Consider the following 19903-nt stretch of genomic DNA (forward strand, 5'->3'; position numbering starts at 1 on the left):
AATGCCGCCTAATGTATACGAAACCGACTGATATGTGGGTTTTGTATTCAATCTCCCTGAATTCGCCGAACTCCAGCCGCCGCAGCCTACGAAAGCGAAACCATGTCCTTCACTGCCCCCGGCACGTTCACCACCAGGCCCACCCTGCAGGGCACATTCGGGATGAGCGCTTCCACGCACTGGCTCGCCACCGCCGCCGCGCAGTCCGTCCTTGAACGCGGCGGAAATGCGTTCGACGCCGCCGCGGCAGCCGGATTCGTCCTGCACGTTGTGGAACCGCACCTGAACGGTCCCGGCGGTGACCTCACCGGCGTTTTTGCCACCGCGGAAAACCCTTCCGAACCGGTGGTCCTGATGGGGCAGGGAAGCGCACCGGCAGGAGCCACCCGTGAGCACTTCGTCGCCGAGGGCCTGGAACTGGTCCCGGGGTCCGGGGCCCTGGCCGCCGCCGTTCCCGCCGCCGTCGATGCCTGGCTGCTGCTGCTCCGCGACCACGGAACCTGGGAACTGGCAGACGTGCTGGCCTACGCCGCCGGCTACGCCAGGGACGGCCACACGGTGCTGGCCCAGGTGGGGCGGACTATTGGACAGGTGGCCCGGCTGTTCCAGGACCACTGGCCCACCTCTGCCGAGCTGTGGATGCCCGAAGGCCGGCCGCCGGCCGAAGGGGAACTGGTTACCAACCCGGCCTACGCCGCAGTGCTGCAGCGGCTGGCCGGCGCCGGGGACAGCGGGGGCACCCGCGAGGAGCGCATCGATGCCGCCCGCCGGGAATGGAGCACGGGTTTCGTGGCGCAGGCGGCCGCAGAATTCGCCGCCAAACCGCACCGGCACTCCTCCGGAACGGATCACGCCGGGGTGATCACGGCGTCGGACTTCGCCGCTTCCGAAGCCGGATACGAGCCGGCGCTCACGTTTGAATTCCGCGGCTACACCATTGCCAAGACCGGCCCCTGGGGCCAGGGGCCGGCGCTCCTGCAGACCCTGGCGATCCTTGACGGATTCGCCGATGAATACCTTGACCCCTCCACCGAGCTGGGTATCCACACGATCCTGGAGGCGCAGAAGCTCGCCATCGCGGACCGGGAGGCGTACTACGGGGACGGCCACGTGCCGCTGGACTACCTCCTGAGCGAGGAATACGCCGCCAGCCGGCGCGAGCAGATTACCCCGCTGGCTTCCCTGGAATTCCGTCCCGGGCAGGTTCCCGGACACACTGCCTTCCAGCCGCCGCTCCGCACCGGGTACGTGCCGCCGGCACTGGCGCACGACGCCGCAGCGGGCGGTGACGGAACCGGGGAACCAACCGTCTCGCCCACCGGGGAAACCCGCGGGGACACCTGCCATGTGGACGTAGTGGACCGCTGGGGCAACATGGTCTCGGTTACCCCCTCGGGCGGCTGGCTGCAGTCCTCGCCCACCATTCCGGAACTTGGGTTCTGCCTGGGAACGCGCCTGCAGATGACCTGGCTGGAGGACGGAGCGCCCTCAACCCTGCAGCCGGGCAAGCGGCCTCGAACCACCCTGACCCCCACCCTGGTCCTGAAAGACGGCCAGCCGGTGGCCGCCCTCGGCTCACCCGGCGGGGACCAGCAGGACCAATGGCAGCTGCTTTACCTGCTGCGCACGATCGTGGGTGGCTACACGCCGCAGCAGGCCATCGACGCCCCGGCCTTCCACACCACCTCCCTGCCCGGCTCGTTCTGGCCGCGGACCTGGACTCCGGGCGGCGCCGTCGTGGAAGACCGGCTGGGTACTGAGGTCATTGAAGCCCTGGCAGACCGCGGCCACGTCATCACCCGGGCAGGGGACTGGGCACTGGGCCGGCTTTCCGCCGTCGTGCGTGATCCGCAGACCGGCGTGCTGATGGCTGCCGCCAATCCGCGCGGTGCGCAGGGCTATGCCGCAGGCCGCTGACCTTCCCGGGGAACCGCGGATCCGGGACCGGATCCGGCAGGACATCATCCGCGGCGAATTGGCCCCGGGCGCCAAGATCACCGAGGCAGCCCTGGCAGCCCGCTACGGATCCTCCCGCGTGCCGGTGCGCGAAGCGCTGCGGGCGCTCGCAGCCGAAGGCTTCGTTGAGTCCCGCCCCTACGCCGGGTCCCGGGTTGCCCGCCTGGAACCGGGGGAAGCCGGGGACCTGTTCGATGTCCGGGAAACAGTGGAAGGAGCGACGGCGCGGCGGGCCGCCGAGCGTGCCGGCCGGCAGGCCGCTGCGGGCACCCCGGACCCGGACTGGTGGGCCGTTCGGCGCCGGCTCGGGGAAATCCTGGCTGCCGGAGACGCTGCCGCTTCGGAAGGCAGGCTGGACGCGTTGCCGGAACTGAACCTGGGATTCCACCGGGGCATCGCGGAACTGGCGGACAGCGCGTCGCTGCAGGCGCTGCTGGCCCAGCTGGCGGGGAAGATCGAATGGCTCTACGCATCGGACGTCGGCTTCCGCGGACGGGACTCCTGGTCTGAGCACCGCCCCATCCTGGCAGCGGTGGACGCAGGCAGCGCCACCGAAGCGGAGGAACTGATGCGTGCCCATATCCAGCGGTCAAAGCGGTCCTTCCTCCGCCGTTTCGCAAACTGAGGAAGTGCCCGCGCCCGAAGCCGTTCCGCCGCGGGGAAGGGGAACCTATAGTGCCATGTAGGGGGATCCTCCTACTGTGAGCGGGGCACAAAGCCATGGCCAACATCACCACCAGACCAGTCACCAAGCTCGGAATAGTCGGGGCGGGAAGCGTGGGTACGGCGCTGGCCTACGCGTCCCTGATCCGTGAAGCGGCACGGGAAATCGTCATCTATGACATCGACGCCACCCGTGCCGAAGCGGAGGCCCTGGACCTGTCCCACGGGACCCAGTTCACCGGGGCCAATACCGTGGCCGGAGGGGGAAGGATCGAAGCGCTGGCAGGGTCCGACGTCATCGTTGTGACCGCCGGCGCCAGGCAGAAGCCCGGACAGACCAGGCTGGACCTGGCGGCCGCCAACGTCCGGATCATGGAAACCCTGATGCCGGCCCTGATGGAGCAGGCCCCGGAGGCTGTCTACATCCTCGTGACCAATCCGTGCGACATCCTTACCGTCGCGGCGCAGAAGATCACGGGCCTGCCGCCGAACCGGATCTTCTCCTCCGGCACGGTGCTGGACACCTCACGGCTGCGGCTGCTGGTGGCCCGGCAGGCACACGTGCTGATGACCAGCGTGCATGCCACCATCATCGGTGAGCACGGGGACAGTGAATTCCCGGTCTGGTCCAGTGCCACCATTGGGCCGGTCCCGATCCGCGAATGGACCATCAGCGGGCGCCAGGTCTTCACCGATGAAGTACTTGCCTCCATTACGGACGACGTCGTCAACGCGGCCTACAAGGTGATCGAAGGCAAGGGTGCCACCAACTACGCGATCGGCCTGGCCGGAGTGCGGATCGTCGAGGCGGTCTTCCAGGCCGAGAACGCCGTCCTGCCGGTCTCGGCGCTGCTGCGCGGAGTCCACGGAATCTCCGGCGTCGCACTGTCCCTGCCCTCGATCGTGGGGTCCGGCGGGGTGTACAAGATGCTGGAAATGCCGCTGGATGAGCATGAGCAGCAGCTGCTGCAGGACTCCGCGGAGACCCTGAAGCAGAACCTGGCCGCTCTGGGAATCTAGGGACGGGATCTAGGAACGCGCCGGGATCTGGAAACCGGCTCCGTCGCGGGCCATCTGCAGCTGCGGACGGGACCCGGCTGCACCGTTCAGCGGCTCCGCCCGTGACGGCGCCGCTTCGGCCAAGGCGCCATAGGTTTCCGGGCGGCGGGATGACAGGAACGGGAAGAGTTCCAGCCAGTGGGACCGCTGGTCCAGTTCAAGGTCCGCCACCAGGACGGCTGATTCGTCCCGCGGTGCCTGCACCAGGATCCGCCCGTAGGGGTCGCAGATGAAGGACGATCCGTAGAACGTCAGGTTTCCTTCGTTGCCCCACCGGTTCGGCACCACCATGAACAGGCCGTTGGCGATCGCGTTGCCAACAATCACCTTTTGCCACAGGGGCTGTGTGTCGAAGTCCGGGAAGTCAGGTTCCGAGCCAATCGCCGTGGGATACACCAGCACCTCGGCCCCGCCCAGGGAATAGAGCCGGGCGAGTTCCGGGAACCACTGGTCCCAGCAGGTGGGCAGCCCCAGCCGGGCGCCGTCGAGCTCGGCCACCGAATGGACCGGATAGGCATCCCCGGAAGCCGGACCGGGCCGGAAGTACCGGTCTTCGTGATAGCCCTCGGATGCCGGGATGTGCAGCTTCCGGGTCCGGCCCAGCAGCGCTCCCTCGGGGGATATCAGGATCGCCGTGTTCAGCCCCAGCCCGTCCGGCCCGTCCTCGCGTTCAAAGAGCGAGGCATGGACGCAGACATCGTGCCGCCGGGCGGCCTCAGCCGCGAAGGCGAAGGTGGGCCCGCTGTGCAGGTCTTCAGCCAGTTCTGCGGGCAGGCCGTCCGGGAGGGTGTCGGCGGGATAGCGGGACAGCGTTAGCTCGGGCAGGAAGACGGCGGCGGCCCCCTGGTCCGCTGCCCGGGCAATCCCGTCGTTCAGTTCGGTCCGCAGCGCCGCCGGGTCCGGCTGCCAGCGGTGCTGGACCACCCCCACCCTCAGCGAGGGCCTTGACGTGGCCGGCGTGGCGGCGGCCGGTGAGCGCAGCGCGCCGGTACGGGTGATTTCAATCATGGGAAACCTCCGGAAAAGGGGTGCGGTTGGCGGCGCTGCGGGGGTGTCAGCGCTCCTTGAAGACCGTGTCCTGCCATTCCTTGTGGGCGGCAGCGTCGCGGCTCATCATCACGTGCTTGACGTTGGTGTATTCCTCGAAGGAGTACACGGACATGTCCTTGCCGAACCCGGAGGCCTTGTAGCCTCCGTGCGGCATCTCGGACACGATCGGAATGTGGTCGTTCACCCACACGCAGCCTGCGGCGATTTCCTCGCTGGCCCGCAGGGAGCGGTTCAGGTCCCGGGTCCAGGCGGAGGCCGCCAGCCCGTAGGGCGTGTCATTGGCCAGGGCAATGCCCTCGTCATCGGAGGTGAACGGCAGGACGGTGAGCACCGGGCCGAAGATCTCGTCCTGGACGATCTCCGAGTCCTGCGCGGCGCCGGTCACCAGGGTGGGCCGGTAGAACGCGCCTGCTGCGAGGTCGCCGCCGGGGGCGACGCCGCCGGCCAGGATCTGTGCACCGGATGCGCGGGCCCGGTCCACGAACCCGGCCACCTTGTCCCGGTGGGCGTGGCTGATCAGCGAACCCAGGTCGGTGTCCGGATCTGTCGGGTCGCCCACCACGACGGCGTCCATGAGTTCGGCAACCCGTGCAGTGAAGGCGTCGAACAGCGGGGCCTGGACATAGGCGCGGGTCGCGGCGGTGCAGTCCTGCCCGCCGTTGATGATCGCCCCGGCTACGGCGCCGTGGGCTGCGGCCTCGACGTCGGCGTCGTCGAACACCAGGAACGGCGCCTTGCCGCCAAGCTCCAGGTGCACCCGCTTGGCGGTCTGCGCGGCCATGGCCATGATCCGGCGGCCGACGGCGGTGGAACCGGTGAAGGAGGTCATCACAACATCCGGGTGGGTCACCAGGGCCTCGCCGGCCACCGGGCCGGAGCCGGTGACAACGTTGATGACGCCGTCAGGGATTCCTGCCGCTGCAGCAGCCTCGGCGAAGACCAGGGAGGTGCCCGGGGTGAGCTCGCTGGGCTTGAGCACGATGGTGTTGCCGGCGGCGATCGCGGGAAGGATCTTCCACCCCGCCATCTGCAGCGGGTAGTTCCACGGCGAGATGGACCCGATCACGCCGATGGGTTCGCGGCGGATCATGGATGTGCCGCCGGCGCCGTACTCGCCTGCGGCGAGGCCGTGCAGCTGGCGCGCAGCACCGGCAAAGAAGGACACATTGTCCACGGTGCCGGGCACATCGAACTCGGTGGACATGCGGATGGACTTGCCCGTCTGTGCGGTCTCCAGTTCGGCCAGCTCGGCCGAACGCTTGTCCAGCTCCGCGGCCAGCGCCAGCATCGCCTCGGACCGTTCGCCCGGCGTGCGGCGGGACCACCCGGCGAACGCGGCCTTGGCGGCAGCGACGGCGTCGTCCACGTCTGCGGCGTCCGCGTAGCGCAGCGTCTCCTCCGCGTTGCCGGTGGCCGGATTGATCCGCTTGGCTTCCTCGCCCCGGCCCTGCCGGTAGCTGCCGTTAATGAAGAGGTGTCCCTCGGAAAACTGGTGCATGTCGTACTCCGTGAAAGTGGTTTGGGTGCTGGTCGCGGCTGGGGTGGCCCGGCCGAAGGCTATGCGGTCAGGTAGACCTTGCGGAGGGTCTCGGTGACCTTCCAACGGGTGCGGGTTCCGGCTGCCAGCCGCATCAGGGTGTGCGGACCAAGTGCTGCGGTGGAGGTGACGGAGCCGTCATCGGCCAGGAAATCGACGGCGGCGGCGCCGGAGAGGACCAGGAAGACTTCGTCGGCTTCGGTGTCGAACATGCCGCCTTCGGTCATTTCCCAAACGCCCAGGTCCACTCCGCCAAAGCTGCCCAGCGGGTGCAGTCCGGTTGCCGGGGCCCCGGAGGCAACGGCCTCCGCGGGGACGGGCTCGCGGACCAGGTCCAGGGCATCGGGCTGCACAGGCACGCCGGCGGGCAGCGAAGCTAGGGCGGTCATGAGTCGAACCCCATGCCTACTGCGTCCATGGCCTTCAGCCAGGGGCCGCGGCGGCCCTGGCGGCGGTCGGCCCGGACCATGGCCGCGGTGGTGATTTTCACGCCCAGCCAAGCCACCGGTTCGGGCGGGAAGGGGAGCGGTTTGCGTTTGACCATCTGCAGTTCCGTTCGTTCGGTTTGCTCGCCGGAGAGCAGGTCCAGCATGACATTGGCGCCGAAGCGCGTGGCGCCGACTCCGAGTCCGGTGTAGCCGGCGGAGAAGGCTACCTTGCCGCCGTAGGCGGTGGTGAAGAAGGCGAAGAAGCGGCTGCAGGTATCAATCGCCCCGCCCCAGGCGTGGCTGAAGCGCACGTCGGCGAGCTGGGGGAAAGTGGCAGCGAAATGGGACGCGAGCCGTTCGTAGGTTTCCTGCCGGTGCTCGTACTCCGGCTTCATCCTGCGGCCGTAGTTGTAGACGGCGTCGTACCCGCCGAAGAGGATGCGGGCCGCTCCGTCGCGGTCCGTGGTGAGCCGGTAGTAGTGGAACCGGTTGTTCAGGTCGCTCAGTCCCTGCCGGTTGTGCCAGCCAATGGCGGCCAGCTGGCCGGGGGACAGGGGCTCGGTCATCAGGGCATAGTCGTAGACCGGGACGGTGAAGAGGCGGGTGCGCTTGAGCAGGGACGGGAACACATTCGTGGCCAGGGCAACCCGGGAGGCCGTGACGGTACCGCCGTCGGTCAGCACACGGACCTTCCCGCCGGCGTTTTCGAGGTCCCGCACCGGGGTGTTCTCGAAAATCTCCACGCCGGCTTCAAGGGCGGCCCGCTGCAGTCCCCATGCCAGCCGGGCCGGGTTGAGCAGGGCGGTGCCGGTGCGGTCCCAGAGGCCCGCCAGGTAGAGCGGCGAATCGACTTCCTTGCGCACCGCGTCCCGGTCCAGGAACACCAGATCGGGGTTGTCCGCGTCGGCTTCCTCCTCCAGCCACTGCACCTGGTGGGCTTCGGTGGCCACGGACAGGCTGCCGGTGAGCTCGAAGCCGCAGTCGATGCCGTACCGCTGGACGGTCTCGGCCATTTCGCGCAGGTTTTCCCGGCCCAGCCGGTCCAGCTGGGCGGCTTCGTCCGGGAGGTGCTTGATGCCGTTTGCTTCACCGTGGGTCAGGGACGACTCGCAGAAACCGCCGTTGCGCCCGGAGGCAGCCCAGGCAATGCGGGAGCCCTCCAGGAGCACCACGCGGCGGCCGGGATCGCGTTCCTTGGCCATCAGTGCGGTCCACAGGCCCGTATAACCGCCGCCGACGACGGCGAGGTCAGTCTCCGCGTCCCGGGCCAGCGCGGGCAGTGCTGCCGGCCGTTCCGGGTCGTCCAGCCAGTAAGGCTCGCGGGCTGCCGCAGCGAGGGCCTTCGCGGCGCGCGGCCTGCCGTACTGGTTCTCGGCGAGGTCGTAAACGGTCATCATGGTGCGGTCCTTTGGAGTACTGCTGCGCCGGAATCGGCTGTGGAACGGACAAAGACGGGTTCGCCGCCAACCAGTACCATCTCGCTCTGCAGCGAGGACAGGTCTGCGGGGTCAAGCTCGAAGGGGTTGGCCGAGTGCACTGCGAGGTCGGCCGGTGCGCCCGGTGCCAGGGTCCCGCCGCCGGCACGGTTGAGCCGGGCGGAACCGGAGGTATAGGCGGCCAGGGCGCTGCCCAGGGCCAGGGCCTGGCCCGGAACCAGCGGCGGGGCCCCGGGATAGTCCGGATGGGCACGGTTGACGGCCACATGGATTGCCTGCCAGGGGTCCGGGCTGGAAACGGGCCAGTCGGAGCCCATCGCAAGCCTGGCTCCGGCTGCCTCGAGGCCGGCAAACGGGTACTGCCAGCCGGAACGCTCGTCGCCGAGCAGGGGGAGGGTCAGCTCCGTCATCTGGTCGTCGTTGCAGGCCCACAGCGCCTGGGCGTTGACGGTGACGTCCAGCTCGGCGAACCGGCCAATGTCCCGGGGGTGGATGATCTGCAGGTGCGCCATGTGGTGCCTGCCAGGGCTGCCCGGGTTGGCTGCCCGTGCAGCGGCGACGGCGTCGAGCCCGGTGCGGACGGCACGGTCACCGATGACGTGCATGTGCAGGTCGAATCCGGCCGCGTCCAGTGCCGTGGACACAGCGGTCAGGACATCCGGGGAGAGGTAGAGCAGGCCGCGCTCATCCGCCGGGGCGTCACCGGTGCAGGCACAGGGGCGCAGATACGGGTCAAGCATGGCAGCGGTGTAGTTTTCCGGAACCCCGTCCACCATGATTTTCGCGCTGGTGGTGGGAAAACCGGCCGCGGTGTTCGTCTCGCGGCGTTCCAGGAAGGACTCCACCAGGGCAGGAACTGAATCCACCGTGGTGTCCCGCGGCACCCACAGCGCACCGGTGGCGCGGGCCTTCAGCCTTCCGTCAGAAGCGAGGGAGCGGTACGCGGCGGAGGCATCCGGGTAGCCGCCGTAGGTGCCAAGAATGGCTTCCTGCCAGCCGGTCACGCCCACCGAAAAGAGGTGCTCCTGGGCATGGAGGATCCCGGCAGCCAGCAGCTGGTCCGTTACCGGCGGCAGCACCCGGGCCACCAGGTCCATGGCGCCCTCGTGCAGGGTTCCGGAGGGGAAACCGTCCGGACCGCGCTCGATGCGCCCGTCCGCGGGGTCCGGTGTGGACGCGTCAATGCCGGCCAGCTCCAGGGCGCGGGTGTTGACCCAGGCGCTGTGGTGGTCACGGTTGATCAGGTACACCGGGCGGTGGGGTGCGACGGCGTCGAGGGTGTGCCGGTCCGGGTAGCCGCCGGGGAAATCGCCTTTGTACCAGCCGCCGCCGGTGACCCACCCGTCAGGGTTCTCCGGTGCCGCCGGTTGTCCGGCGTGCTCGGCGATACGGTCCAGGCAGGCTTTCGCTCCGCTGAGTTCGGCGAGGTCGCAGCCCAGGCGTTCCACACCGGCGTAGGCAGCGTGGATGTGGGCATCGGTGAAACCCGGGGTGATCAGCCTTCCGGCCAGGTCCACCGCCTGGGTGGCAGGGCCGGCCAGGGCTTTGAGCTCTGCGTCGGTTCCAACTGCTGAGACGACGCCGCCGGACACGGCTACGGCGCTGGCCCCGGGGACCAGCCGGTGGCCGTCGAAGACCGCTCCGGAATGGAAAATCCATTCGAACTGTGGCACAAAAACCTCGTTATTCCACTTTGGTCGTTTTCGGTCTAGCCCAGCGCTATTCCGGACCCGGCATATAAATGAATGCCATTCATTGGTGACGACTGTTCTTATAAAACGGGAGCCGCGCAGCCTTGTCAACGGTGAGGATGAAGTTGACGAAACTGTTTACGGGCGCGAAACACCGCGCATCCGCAGTTCCCGGGCACGCTGAAAATTTCCATGCAATTGCAGGCAAATCCGGCGTCATCCTGCGTCCGAGTGCGCCAATCCAGCGGCGGGACCCCGAAGGATCCCGCCGCTGGACGGGTACTGCGGGCTGGTGGGTTACTCGGTGTAACCGTCAGCGATTGCCATGACTTCGTCCAGGATGCCGAGCCCGGTGCGGGCCTCTTCGCCGGTGATGTTCAACGGCGGCACCACGTGGATGCGGTTGAAGTTCGCGAAGGGCAGGAGCCCGCGTTCCTTGGAAGCGGCAATGAGTTCGTTCATGGCCGGGCTTGAACCGCCGTACGGTGCCAGCGGTTCGCGGGTTTCGCGGTTCTTGACGAACTCGATGGCCCAGAACGCGCCGGTGCCACGGACTTCGCCCACGCTGGGGTGCTTTCGCGCCAGGTCCGCAAGTCCCGGGCCGAACACGGTCTCACCGAGGTTCGCGGCGTTCTCCACCATGCCTTCTTCACGCATGGCGTTGATGGTGGCTACGGCTGCAGCACAGGCCAGGGGGTGGCCGGAGTAGGTCAGGCCGCCCGGGTAAGCCGAGTCCGCGAACGTCGCCGCGATCTCGTCGGAGATTGCCACGCCGCCCAGCGGGACGTAGCCGGAGTTCACACCCTTGGCGAAGGTCAGCAGGTCCGGCTCCACACCCTCTGCATGTTCGACGGCGAACCACTTGCCGGACCGGCCGAAGCCGGCCATGACCTCATCGGCAATGAACATGATCCCGTATTTGCGGGTCAGCTCCCGAACGCCGGCCAGGTAGCCCGGCGGCGGGATCATGATGCCCGCAGTTCCCGGGATTGACTCCAGTACCAGTGCTGCAAAGGCGCCGGCGCCTTCGAGCAGGATCAGCTGCTCCAGATGATCCAGCGCCCGCTGGACTTCCTCTTCCTGGGTGGCAGCGTGGAACTGGCTGCGGTACAGGAACGGAATGTGGAAGTGCACGGTTCCCGAGGTGCCGTAGTCATTGGGGATCCGGCGCGGGTCACCCGTGACGTTCACTGCCAGTGCCGTGCCGCCGTGATAAGAGCGGTAGGCGGAGAGAACCTTGTAGCGGCCGGTGTGCAGGCGGGCCATGCGGATGGCGTGCTCAATGGCGTCGGCGCCGCCGTTGGTGAAGAACACCGTGTCCAGGTTCCCCGGGGTCAGCTCGGAGATCAGCCGTGCGGCTTCGGACCGGGCATCGTTGACGTACTGCGGGGCAACCGTACACAGCTTGCCGGCCTGCTCCTGGATCGCTGCAACCACTTTGGGGTGCTGGTGGCCAATGTTGGTGTTGACCAGCTGGGAGGAGAAGTCCAGCAGCTTGCGGCCTTCCCCGTCCCAGACAAAGGACCCTTCAGCCCGGGTGATGGTCATCGGGTTGATCTGTTTCTGGGCGGACCAGGAGTGGAACACGTGCTTGCGGTCCAGCTCATAGGCGCGGCGTCCTGCGGCCAGTTCCTCTTCGGTGACTGCCGATTCGGCGGTGGTGCTCATGATCGATTCCTTCCGTGGGCCTAGGCGTTCTGCGGGAAACCGAGGTTCAGGCCGCCGTGGCTGGGGTCGAGCCAGCGGGTGGTGACAACCTTGCCGCGGGTGAAGAAGTGGACGCCTTCGGTGCCGTGGGCGTGGGAGTCGCCGAAGAGGGAGTTCTTCCAGCCGCCGAACGAGTAGTACGCCATGGGCACGGGGATGGGGACGTTGATGCCGACCATGCCCACCTGGACTTCGTTCTGGAAGCGGCGGGCTGCGCCGCCGTCGTTGGTGAAGATCGCCGTTCCGTTGCCGTACTGGTTGGCGTTGATGAGGGCGAGTGCCTCGTCGTAGCTTTCGGCGCGGACCACGGAGAGCACGGGGCCGAAGATCTCATCGGTGTAGATGGACATCTCGGGGGTGACGTGGTCGAAGAGGGTCGGGCCCAGGAAGAAGCCTTCACCGTCGGCATCGGCTTCCACCTTGCGTCCGTCCAGGACAACAGTGGCTCCGGCGGCTTCGCCGGCGTCGATGTAGCTGGCCACCTTGTCCCGGTGGGCGGAGGTGACCAGAGGTCCCATGTCGGTGCCGCGCAGGCCGTCGCCGATGCGCAGGGTGCGGGTGCGCTCCGCGATCTTGGCCACCAGCTCATCGGCGATGGGTCCAACGGCGACCAGGGCGGAGATGGCCATGCAGCGCTCGCCGGCGGAACCGAAGCCGGCGTTTACTGCCGCGTCGGCTGCCAGGTCCAGGTCGGCGTCGGGCAGGACGATCATGTGGTTCTTGGCGCCGCCGAGTGCCTGGACGCGCTTGCCGCTGGCGGTGCCTTCGCGGTAGACGTACTGCGCGATCGGGGTGGAGCCAACGAAGGAGACGGACTTGATGTCCGGGTGGTGCAGCAGGGTGTCCACAGCCACCTTGTCACCGTGGACTACGTTGAAGACGCCGTCCGGCAGGCCGGCTTCCTTCCACAGCTCGGCGACCCAGTTGACCGCCGTCGGGTCCTTTTCGCTGGGCTTGACCACCACGGTGTTGCCGGTGGCGATGGCCACGGGGAAGAACCACATGGGGACCATGGCCGGGAAATTGAACGGGCTGATGATGGCCGCGGGGCCAACGGGCTGGCGGACGGAGTGCACGTCCACCTTGGTGGAGGCGTTCTCGGTGAAGCCGCCCTTGAGCAGGTGCGGGATGCCGCAGGCGAATTCCACGACTTCCTGGCCGCGGCTGATTTCGCCGAGTGCGTCGTCGAGGACCTTCCCGTGCTCGGCGGTGATGATCGCGGCCAGCTCCGGCTTGCGGGCGTTGAGCAGTTCACGGAAGTTGAAGAGGATCTGCACCCGGCGGGCCAGGGAGGTGTCACGCCAGGCGGGGAAGGCCGCGGCAGCGGCTGCAACGGCCTCGTTGACGGTTTCTTCGCTCGCCAGGGCCACCTGGGAGGTGGTCTTGCCGGTAGCAGGGTTGGTTACGTCGGCGAGGCGGGTGTCTGCCGGCGCCGTGAAAGCGCCGTTGATCCAGTGCTGCGTGGTCTGCACGTTGTTGCTCCTTGGGTGTAGAAGGTGGGGCTGGACACCATCTAAGCCCGGCGCCGGGGCGGCGAACATTGCCAAGGTGTCAGGAAATGTTCAGAAATCTTTACGCTTTGTCGGGCAGGGTGGCCGGGGCCTGCCTAGACTCCCAGCATGAGCCTGCAGCTGAGCACCGTCCTGGACCTCGACGTCGTTCGGGCCGGGGAACCGGAAATCGTGACCGGACACAGTGGCCTGGATGTGCCGGTTCGCTGGGTGCATGTTGCCGAGCTGCGCAGCCTGGCGGATCTGCTGGAGGGCGGAGAGCTGGTGCTGACCACCGGCCTGGCCTTCGGGGAATCGGCAGACCAGGCCGCCGAATACCTGGCTGGGCTGCAGGCAGCGGGGGTGGCCGGCGTCGTCGTCGAGATTCCCGCGGACCGTCCGAAGGCTGCGGAGGCACTGGCCGCCGGCGCTCAGGCGGTGCGCTCTTCCGGCGGACGTGCCCTGCCGGTGATCCGCCTGCACCGGACGGTGCGGTTCGTGGAAGTCACTGAGGTGGTGCACCGCAGGATTGTTGCCGGTCAGCTCGAACAGGTGGAAAAGGCCCGCCAGGTTCACGAAGTCTTCACCATGCTGAGCGTTGAAAGCGCCGGGGTGCAGGAGATTGTGGACCGCACCGCTGAGCTTCTGGGTGCACCGGTAGTGCTGGAGGACAGTTCGCACCTGGTGGTGGCGTTCGCCGCCGCCGGCCGGCCCGCCCAGGAACTCCTGCGGGACTGGCAGCGGCGCTCGCGGGCCGTGCACGCCTATCCCGAGACCAAGGTGGCCGGTGATGAGCGCTGGCTGCAGACCCCGGTTGGGCTGGGCGGCGCGCAGTGGGGCAGGCTGGTCCTTCCCGGCGTCCCGGAAGGCCCGGCCGCTGCCGCTGAGGCGTCCATGGTGCTGGAGCGTGCGGGGCAGGCACTGTCCATCAACCGCCTCGCCGAGCGCGATCAGGCCGGCCTGGCCCAGCAGGCGCAGGCCGGCCTCATCCACGAGCTGCGCGGCACACGGACCCAGGACGAGGAAGAGAGCCTCACCCGCGCGTCGGCGCTGGGGCTGAAGCCTTCTCCTGCCTACCTGCCGCTGGTCCTTCACCTGGACTCCGGCTCCGGCAAGGACCCGATGTCGATGCAGCGCAAGGAGCGGGCATTGCTGGAGATGCTCGACGCCGTACTGGCAGCTACGCGGAACAGTGCGCTCGCGGCCGCGCTGCAGACCGGGCAGGTGGCAGTGCTGCTGGCGCTTCCGGCCCGGATGCTCGAAGACAGCCTGCTGGAGAGGATCTGCGGTGACCTCGCGGCACGGACCTCTGCGGGGGCGGGGGAACTGCGCTGGACCGCTGGTGTGGGCCGGGCCCGGTCCCGGCTGTCCGACGCCGCTGCAGGCCTGGATGAGGCTGCACACGTCGCGCAGACGGCAGGCACGCTTTCAGCCGGGGCGAACCGGTATTTCCGTTCAACCGACGTCCGGCTGCGCGGCCTCCTGGCGCTGCTGCGTGAAGACCCGAGGGCCGTTTCCTTCGCCGAGGCGGAGCTGCGCGGGATTGATGCCCAGGATGACCTGGCGCTGCTCCAGCGTTTCCTGGAGTGCGGCGGCAATAAGACGGCACTGGCCCGCAGCGGCTACCTCAGCCGTCCAACGTTGTACGCCCGGCTGCAGAAGCTTGAGTCCCGGCTGGGGGTGTCCCTGGATGACCCGGAGTCCCGCACGTCGCTGCATGTTGCGGTGCTGCTGCGCCAGCTCCAGTCGCTTTCGCCGGCAGGCTGAGCGTGCGGTAACAAAGGCCTGCCTGAGCCGGGGCAGTGCTCCAGCCCGGGTATGTTCAGATCCATGACCTCATCATCTTTTGACTACGGGCAGGCCGTCGCCACCGTGCAGATCGATAATGACCGCGTCCGGGTCACCCATTGGAGTTTCCCTCCCGGCACCCAGACCGGCTGGCACCTCCATGAGATGGACTACGTGGTGGTTCCAACGATTGCAGGGCAGATGAGTTATGAAACTGCCGACGGCGCCCAGGCCACCCGGGATCTGGTGGTGGGGGATTCCTACGCACGGGAAGCAGGCAGCGAACACAACGTCATCAACAAGACGGACACCGAGTTCGCCTTCGTGGAGATTGAGCTCAAACCGCAGGGCTGACGGCCGGGATCGACCGCCAGGCTACCGCCCGGAGACCAGGTTCGCGGCCTTGGCGATGGGCGACGTCGTGCTTCGGCCGTTGCGCTCGGCGCGGTCGGCAGCGTAGTAGGCCGCGTACATGGCCTTCACCGCAATCCAGCGCAGCGGTTCGGGTTCCCACCTGCGGACCTTCCGGTTCACCCACGGCATGGCGGTCAGTTCGCTGCCGGGTTCAAGGATCAGGTCGCGCAGGGTGCGGGCAGCCAGGTTCGTGGCTGCTACGCCGGTGCCCACGTAGCCGCCGGCCCAGCCCAGTCCGGTCTTCGGGTCCAGGCCAACGGTGGCCTTCCAGTCCCGGGGGACTCCCAGGACACCGGCCCAGGCGTGCTCAATCCGGGCGTCGGCCGCGGCAGGGAACATGTCCTGCAGCAGCGCCGTGAGGCTGGCGATGGTCTCCGGCTGCGTGGCGCCGTCGGTATCCGTGCGTGAGCCGAAGCGATACGGCACGCCGCGTCCGCCCAGGGCGATGCGTCCGTCGGCGGTGCGCTGCGCATACATATAGGCGTGGGCCATGTCCGCGACGGTGTCCATGGAGTTCCAGCCGATCTGCTGCCAGACCGATTCCGGGAGCGGCTCCGTGGCGATCATGGAGGAGTTCATAGGCAGCCATTCACGATGGTGGCCGCGCAGGTTCGCGGTGAAGCCCTCGGTGGCGCGCAGGACGTACTTCGCGCTCACCGTGCCGCGGTCGGTCACGGCCCGGCCGGGCTGGATGTCAGTGACGGTAGTGCCCTCATAGATGGGCACACCAAGGCGTTCGACGGCGGCGGCCAGTCCGCGCACCAGCCGTGCGGGGTGGATGCGGGCACAGTGCGGGTGGTGGATGCTGCCCAGCGCGCCGGCAACCTGGATCCGCTCAGCTGTTTCGGCGGCGTCGAGCAGGCGGGTTCCTGCCTCCGGCCAGGCGGCTTCGTCTTGTGCCCAAGCCCGCAGGCGGCCCAGCTGGGCCTCATTGCGGGCAACGTTCAATTCCCCGCCCTGGGCCACCGCGGCGTCGATGCCCTCGGCAGCGGCAGCCGCAATGACTTCGTCCACGGTTTCATTGAGCAGTTCCTGGAACCGCCCCACGACGGCGCGGCCGTGGGACTTAACGTACTGGCTGCGGCCGCCGGTAATCGAGTTGGTGAGCCAGCCCCCGTTCCGCCCGGAGGCGCCGAACCCCGCGAAGCGGGATTCGAGCACCACAACGGACAGGTCCGGGCGGGCCTTCTTCAGGTAATAAGCGGTCCACAGCCCCGTGTAACCGGCACCCACGACGGCGACGTCCGCCTCGCGGTTCCCGTCCAGGGCGGGACGCGGATCCGGAAGGCCGGTTTCCGCGTACCAGAAGGAAACATTGCCGTTTACCGGGGCTGTGGAGATGCTCATTAGAGGTGGTTCAGGCCTTCCGTAAGAACGGACCGCAGGATGGACTCAATCTGGTCGAACTCGGGCTGCCCGATCGTCAGCGGCGGCGCGAGCTGGATGACGGGGTCTCCGCGGTCGTCGGCACGGCAGTACAGGCCCGCATCGTAGAGCGCAGTGGAAATGTAGCCGCGCAGCAGACGCTCCGATTCCTCGTCGGAGAAGGTCTCCTTGGTGGCCTTGTCCTTCACCAGTTCGATTCCGTAGAAGTAGCCCTCGCCGCGGACATCGCCCACGATCGGCAGGTCCTTCAGCTTCTCCAGTGTGGCGCGGAAGGCAGGGGCGTTCGTCTTCACCCGGTTGTTGAGGTCCTCGGCGTCGAAGATGTCCAGGTTGGCCATGGCGACGGCGGCGGAGACCGGGTGCCCGCCGAAGGTGTAGCCGTGGTAGAACGTGGTGTCGCCCTTGGCGAACGGCTCAAACAGGCGGTCCGAGGCGATCATCGCGCCCAGGGGAGCGTAGCCGCTGGTGATGCCCTTGGCGCAGGTGATGATGTCCGGCACGTAGTCGAAGTCGGTCGAAGCGAACATGGAGCCGACGCGGCCGAAGGCGCAGATGGTCTCGTCGGACACCAGCAGGACGTCGTACTGGTCGCAGATCTCGCGCACCCGCTTGAAGTAGCCGGGGGGCGGCGGGAAGCAGCCGCCGGAGTTCTGCACCGGCTCCAGGAAGACGGCGGCAACCGTATCCGGTCCTTCGAACTCAATGGCCTCGCCAATGCGGTCCGCTGCCCAGCGGCCGAATGCCTCAGGATCCTCCAGGCCCGCGGGTGCGCGGTACTGGTTGGTGTTCGGAACACGGAAGGCTCCCGGTACCAGCGGCTCGAACGCGGACTTCATGTCCGGGATGCCGGTGATGGACAGGGCTCCCTGCGGCGTGCCGTGGTACGCGACGGCGCGGGAGATCACCTTGTGCTTGGTGGGCTTGCCGGTGAGCTTGAAGTACTGCTTCGCCAGCTTCCAGGCGGACTCTACGGAGTCGCCGCCGCCGGTGGTGAAGAAGACCCGGTTCAGGTCGCCGGGCGCTCCGGCTGCCAGGCGTTCGGCCAGGTCGATGGCCGGCGGGTGCGCGTAGGACCACAGCGGCATGAAGCTCAGCTCGCGCATCTGGCGGGCCGCAGCCTCAGCCAGTTCTTCCCTGCCGTGGCCGACCTGGACCGTGAACAGCCCTGCCAGGCCGTCAATCAGTTCGTGTCCGCGGTCGTCATAGATGTGATGGCCTTTGCCGCGCGTAATAATCGGAACATTCCCGCCGGAAACCGGTCCCGAGTGGCGGGCCATGTGCATCCACAGATGGTCCCGTGCCGCCTGCTGGCGGTCCGTTCCGCGCGGCGTTGTTGACGAAGAAGTTGAAGGCTGGACAGTTGTTTCGGTCATCTGGTGCCCCAGTTGTAGGCCTGCTTGCGCAGGGAGAGATACATAAAGGTCTCGGTGCTTGAAACGCCGGGAATGCTGCGGAACCGGTTGACCAGCAGCATCAGGTCCTGGTCGTTTTCACACACCACTTCGGCCAGCAGGTCGTACGAGCCGGCAGTTATGACGCAGTAGTCCACCTGGTCTATGGCTGAGATCCGGTCGGCTACTGCAAGGACGTCATCGTGGACCCGGATGCCCAGCATCGCCTGCCGGGCGAAGCCCAGCTGCAGGGGATCGGTTACTGCCACGATTTGGACGACGCCGCTGTCAGTCAGTTTCTGGACGCGCTGCCGCACAGCCGCTTCGGAGAGGCCAACGGCCTTTCCGATCGCGGCGTAGGAGCGGCGTCCATCCTCCTGCAGCTGTTCAATGATCGCTTTGGAGATGTCGTCGACGGAATGGTTTCCAGGCGCGGATTCCATGGTTTGCGCCACCTCCAGGTACGGAATCGATAGCTCAGACTGCCTGAGTGTTAGCAATTGAATCTTTTATTTCATGCGAAATCAAGAGTTTAGAGAACTGAAAGCGTACTGATCTTAGGGATATTCATTTGGAAACCGTCGCGTAACAAAACTTTTACAACGAAAACCTTGTCTCCGCGGATTTCGGTCTGGCACTATCAATCATCAACACCCGTCCGCAGTGCAGTTGTGCCAGCAAGGAGTTCCTATGTCGAAGCGCCCCGTGAACGATCCGATGCTACGGAGTATCGTCAACGCCCAACTCTCCCGGCGGAAGCTTCTGATGGGAGCCGGAGGCCTTTCGCTTGCCGGCATGCTCGCCGCCTGCGGCACCGGCGGAGGAACCGGCGGCGGTGCATCCTCGAAGCCGAGCCCCGCAACCGATGTCTCGGACACTGACAAGATCGTGAACTGGGCCAACTGGACCCTGTACCTGGACTACGACGACTCAACCCGCACCTACCCGTCGCTGGAAGCCTTCTCCGAGGCCACCGGCATCAAGGCGAACTACTCCGAGGACGTCGACGGCAACGACACCTACTTCGGCAAGGTCCAGGGCCAGCTCTCAGCCGGACAGGACATCGGCCAGGACATCGTTACCCTCACTGACTGGATGGCAGCACGGCTCATCCGCCTGGGCTACACCCAGGAACTGGACCTGGCGAACATCCCGAATTCCAAGAACCTGCTGGAATCCCTGAAGAACGTGGACTTCGATCCGGGACGCAAGCACTCCCTGACCTGGCAGACCGGGTTTGCCGGGATCGCCTGGAACAAGGAGGCATTCCCCCAGGGGCTCAAGTCCGTTTCCGACCTCTGGCAGCCCGAGCTCAAGGGCCGCGTCGAAGTCCTGGACGAAATGCGGGACACCATGGGGCTGCTCATGCTGGACCAGGGCGTGGACATCACCGGCAAGTGGGGCGAAGACGAGTTCGAGAACGCGCTGGACGTCCTGTCCAAACAGATCGCCGACGGACAGATTCGCCAGGTCAAGGGCAACTCCTACAAGGAAGACCTCATCTCCGGTGACGCCCTCGCCGTCATCGGCTGGTCCGGCGACATCACGCAGCTGAACTTCGAAGAGGGCGACAAGTGGGAGTTCGCCATGCCGGAAGCCGGCGGAACGCTGTGGTCGGACAACCTCCTGGTTCCCATCGGTGCGACCCACAAGACCAATGCCGAGAAGCTGATGGACTACTACTACGACCCGGTAAACGCAGCAACGGTTGCGGCCTACGTGAACTACGTCTGCCCCGTCGAGGGTGCGCGGGAAGCCATGGAAGCCATTGATCCCGAGCTCGTCGAGAACCCGCTCATCTTCCCCACGGACGAATTCCTCGCGAACGCCCACGTCGTGCGGACCCTGACCCCGGACGAAGAGACCGATTTCAGCGACCGCTTCCAGACCGCGATCGGAAACTAGGC

At 67.1% G+C, this 19903-nt stretch carries 16 protein-coding genes; 6 read left to right on the forward strand and 10 right to left on the reverse strand.

Translation table 11 applies throughout. The features are described 5' to 3' along the window. Positions 1-102: 102 nt before the first annotated feature. The 3 genes from ABFX29_RS11985 to ABFX29_RS11995 all read left to right on the forward strand — a co-directional run bounded on the left by ABFX29_RS11985 (position 103) and on the right by ABFX29_RS11995 (position 3639). On the forward strand, positions 103-1917 hold the full coding sequence (locus ABFX29_RS11985; RefSeq protein ID WP_152229291.1) for a gamma-glutamyltransferase family protein: 1815 nt from the start codon (positions 103-105) through the stop codon (positions 1915-1917). Then, a complete protein-coding gene (locus tag ABFX29_RS11990) occupies positions 1901-2581 on the forward strand; it encodes a GntR family transcriptional regulator (RefSeq protein ID WP_170287806.1) in 681 nt (226 codons plus the stop codon). The genes ABFX29_RS11985 and ABFX29_RS11990 overlap by 17 nt, the downstream gene beginning before the upstream one ends. 95 nt (positions 2582-2676) lie before the next feature. Then, positions 2677-3639: an L-lactate dehydrogenase gene (locus tag ABFX29_RS11995; RefSeq protein ID WP_152229290.1), complete on the forward strand. Its 963-nt coding sequence runs from the start codon at positions 2677-2679 to the stop codon at positions 3637-3639. A gap of 9 nt (positions 3640-3648) precedes the next feature. Here ABFX29_RS11995 and ABFX29_RS12000 read toward each other — a convergent pair whose 3' ends face one another. From ABFX29_RS12000 to ABFX29_RS12030, 7 genes are all read right to left on the reverse strand, one after another. Beyond that, on the reverse strand, positions 3649-4686 hold the full coding sequence (locus ABFX29_RS12000; protein ID WP_152229289.1) for a nitrilase-related carbon-nitrogen hydrolase: 1038 nt from the start codon (positions 4684-4686) through the stop codon (positions 3649-3651). A 46-nt stretch (positions 4687-4732) separates the two neighbouring features. Further along, positions 4733-6226, reverse strand: a complete 1494-nt coding sequence (locus tag ABFX29_RS12005; RefSeq protein WP_152229288.1) for a gamma-aminobutyraldehyde dehydrogenase — start codon at positions 6224-6226, stop codon at positions 4733-4735. A gap of 59 nt (positions 6227-6285) precedes the next feature. After that, positions 6286-6654 carry a cupin domain-containing protein gene (locus ABFX29_RS12010; protein WP_152229287.1) on the reverse strand — a complete coding sequence of 123 codons (369 nt, stop codon included), beginning with the start codon at positions 6652-6654 and terminating at the stop codon, positions 6286-6288. After that, on the reverse strand, positions 6651-8090 hold the full coding sequence (locus tag ABFX29_RS12015; RefSeq protein ID WP_387012373.1) for an NAD(P)/FAD-dependent oxidoreductase: 1440 nt from the start codon (positions 8088-8090) through the stop codon (positions 6651-6653). The genes ABFX29_RS12010 and ABFX29_RS12015 overlap by 4 nt, the downstream gene beginning before the upstream one ends. Then, positions 8087-9802 (reverse strand): amidohydrolase, encoded by a 1716-nt coding sequence (locus tag ABFX29_RS12020; RefSeq protein ID WP_152229286.1) that lies wholly within the window; start codon positions 9800-9802, stop codon positions 8087-8089. Before ABFX29_RS12020 ends, ABFX29_RS12015 begins: the two co-directional genes overlap by 4 nt. A gap of 315 nt (positions 9803-10117) precedes the next feature. Next, positions 10118-11488 carry an aspartate aminotransferase family protein gene (locus ABFX29_RS12025; protein ID WP_152229285.1) on the reverse strand — a complete coding sequence of 457 codons (1371 nt, stop codon included), beginning with the start codon at positions 11486-11488 and terminating at the stop codon, positions 10118-10120. Positions 11489-11508: 20 nt separating this feature from the next. Further along, positions 11509-12999 (reverse strand): CoA-acylating methylmalonate-semialdehyde dehydrogenase, encoded by a 1491-nt coding sequence (locus ABFX29_RS12030; RefSeq protein WP_170287805.1) that lies wholly within the window; start codon positions 12997-12999, stop codon positions 11509-11511. Positions 13000-13146: 147 nt separating this feature from the next. Here ABFX29_RS12030 and ABFX29_RS12035 point away from each other — a divergent pair, with 147 nt between their 5' ends. Both ABFX29_RS12035 and ABFX29_RS12040 read left to right on the forward strand, forming a co-directional pair. After that, a complete protein-coding gene (locus ABFX29_RS12035) occupies positions 13147-14784 on the forward strand; it encodes a PucR family transcriptional regulator (protein WP_152229284.1) in 1638 nt (545 codons plus the stop codon). Between the two features lie 63 nt (positions 14785-14847). Beyond that, positions 14848-15159 (forward strand): cupin domain-containing protein, encoded by a 312-nt coding sequence (locus ABFX29_RS12040; protein ID WP_152229283.1) that lies wholly within the window; start codon positions 14848-14850, stop codon positions 15157-15159. 21 nt (positions 15160-15180) lie between these two features. On the opposite strand, the gene ABFX29_RS12045 is transcribed toward ABFX29_RS12040, so the two are convergent. From ABFX29_RS12045 to ABFX29_RS12055, 3 genes are read right to left on the reverse strand one after another with little or no spacing between them, the layout of a single operon-like run. After that, on the reverse strand, positions 15181-16566 hold the full coding sequence (locus ABFX29_RS12045) for an NAD(P)/FAD-dependent oxidoreductase (protein ID WP_152229282.1): 1386 nt from the start codon (positions 16564-16566) through the stop codon (positions 15181-15183). Then, on the reverse strand, positions 16566-17978 hold the full coding sequence (locus ABFX29_RS12050) for an aspartate aminotransferase family protein (RefSeq protein WP_152229281.1): 1413 nt from the start codon (positions 17976-17978) through the stop codon (positions 16566-16568). Before ABFX29_RS12050 ends, ABFX29_RS12045 begins: the two co-directional genes overlap by 1 nt. Continuing rightward, positions 17975-18439 carry an Lrp/AsnC family transcriptional regulator gene (locus ABFX29_RS12055; RefSeq protein WP_152229280.1) on the reverse strand — a complete coding sequence of 155 codons (465 nt, stop codon included), beginning with the start codon at positions 18437-18439 and terminating at the stop codon, positions 17975-17977. The genes ABFX29_RS12050 and ABFX29_RS12055 overlap by 4 nt, the downstream gene beginning before the upstream one ends. Positions 18440-18686: 247 nt before the next feature. Here ABFX29_RS12055 and ABFX29_RS12060 point away from each other — a divergent pair, with 247 nt between their 5' ends. Beyond that, a complete protein-coding gene (locus tag ABFX29_RS12060; protein WP_152229279.1) occupies positions 18687-19901 on the forward strand; it encodes an ABC transporter substrate-binding protein in 1215 nt (404 codons plus the stop codon). The last annotated feature ends 2 nt before the right edge of the window (positions 19902-19903 follow it).

Source organism: Arthrobacter gandavensis (assembly GCF_039528575.1).
Taxonomy (GTDB): Bacteria; Actinomycetota; Actinomycetes; order Actinomycetales; family Micrococcaceae; genus Arthrobacter_B; species Arthrobacter_B citreus_B.

What these genes read in the sequence shown, in the direction of transcription:
- ABFX29_RS11985 (WP_152229291.1), top strand. Translation starts at nt 103, where the DNA reads ATGTCCTTCACTGCCCCCGGCACGTTCACCACCAGGCCCACCCTGCAG.
- ABFX29_RS11990 (WP_170287806.1), top strand. Translation starts at nt 1,901, where the DNA reads ATGCCGCAGGCCGCTGACCTTCCCGGGGAACCGCGGATCCGGGACCGG.
- ABFX29_RS11995 (WP_152229290.1), top strand. Translation starts at nt 2,677, where the DNA reads ATGGCCAACATCACCACCAGACCAGTCACCAAGCTCGGAATAGTCGGG.
- ABFX29_RS12000 (WP_152229289.1), bottom strand. Translation starts at nt 4,686, where the DNA reads ATGATTGAAATCACCCGTACCGGCGCGCTGCGCTCACCGGCCGCCGCC.
- ABFX29_RS12005 (WP_152229288.1), bottom strand. Translation starts at nt 6,226, where the DNA reads ATGCACCAGTTTTCCGAGGGACACCTCTTCATTAACGGCAGCTACCGG.
- ABFX29_RS12010 (WP_152229287.1), bottom strand. Translation starts at nt 6,654, where the DNA reads ATGACCGCCCTAGCTTCGCTGCCCGCCGGCGTGCCTGTGCAGCCCGAT.
- ABFX29_RS12015 (WP_387012373.1), bottom strand. Translation starts at nt 8,090, where the DNA reads ATGATGACCGTTTACGACCTCGCCGAGAACCAGTACGGCAGGCCGCGC.
- ABFX29_RS12025 (WP_152229285.1), bottom strand. Translation starts at nt 11,488, where the DNA reads ATGAGCACCACCGCCGAATCGGCAGTCACCGAAGAGGAACTGGCCGCA.
- ABFX29_RS12035 (WP_152229284.1), top strand. Translation starts at nt 13,147, where the DNA reads ATGAGCCTGCAGCTGAGCACCGTCCTGGACCTCGACGTCGTTCGGGCC.
- ABFX29_RS12040 (WP_152229283.1), top strand. Translation starts at nt 14,848, where the DNA reads ATGACCTCATCATCTTTTGACTACGGGCAGGCCGTCGCCACCGTGCAG.
- ABFX29_RS12045 (WP_152229282.1), bottom strand. Translation starts at nt 16,566, where the DNA reads ATGAGCATCTCCACAGCCCCGGTAAACGGCAATGTTTCCTTCTGGTAC.
- ABFX29_RS12050 (WP_152229281.1), bottom strand. Translation starts at nt 17,978, where the DNA reads ATGACCGAAACAACTGTCCAGCCTTCAACTTCTTCGTCAACAACGCCG.
- ABFX29_RS12055 (WP_152229280.1), bottom strand. Translation starts at nt 18,439, where the DNA reads ATGGAATCCGCGCCTGGAAACCATTCCGTCGACGACATCTCCAAAGCG.
- ABFX29_RS12060 (WP_152229279.1), top strand. Translation starts at nt 18,687, where the DNA reads ATGTCGAAGCGCCCCGTGAACGATCCGATGCTACGGAGTATCGTCAAC.